The organism is Pseudomonas sp. EL_65y_Pfl1_R83, assembly GCF_963970695.1.
Taxonomy (GTDB): domain Bacteria; phylum Pseudomonadota; class Gammaproteobacteria; order Pseudomonadales; family Pseudomonadaceae; genus Aquipseudomonas; species Aquipseudomonas tritici.
In genome coordinates this window covers 1-509 of the sequence record NZ_CAXAQI010000269.1, presented here as the reverse complement: position 1 = coordinate 509, position 509 = coordinate 1, and the positions used below count along the sequence as shown (strand labels likewise).

Sequence of the window (509 nt, the reverse complement as noted above, 5' to 3'; positions counted from 1 at the left end):
ATCTTTCCGATCATCGGGCTGGGGGCCTCCTGGGCGGTGCGGGGCTTGCTGCCGCCCGACATTGGCGTGGGCCTGCTCTATCTGTGCCTGTTGCCCTCGACCGTGCAATCCTCGATCGCCTTTACCGCGATCGCGCGCGGCAATGTGCCCGCCGCATTGTGCAGTGCCTCGCTCTCCAATCTGCTTGGCGTGGTGCTGACCCCAGTGCTGGTGGCGGTGCTGCTGTCCACGGCCGGGGGCGGCTTTTCGATCACGGCGATCGAGGGCATCGCCTTGCAGATCCTGCTGCCGTTCGTCGCCGGGCAAGCGGTGCGGCCGTGGATCGGGGCGTGGCTGTTGCGCCACCGCACACTGACCGCAGTGGTCGATCGCGGATCTATCCTGCTGGTGGTCTATGCCGCGTTCAGCGCCGGCGTCGTCGCGGGCGTGTGGACCAGCCTGTCGGTGTCCGACCTGGTGATCGTGCTGGCGGTCGACCTGATAATCCTGGCGATCATCATCGCCGTGAC

At 66.8% G+C, this 509-nt stretch carries 1 protein-coding gene; it reads left to right on the top strand.

Translation table 11 applies throughout. The features are described 5' to 3' along the window. On the top strand, positions 1-509 hold a 509-nt coding region (locus AACY08_RS28810), incomplete at both ends, for a bile acid:sodium symporter (RefSeq protein WP_339472488.1).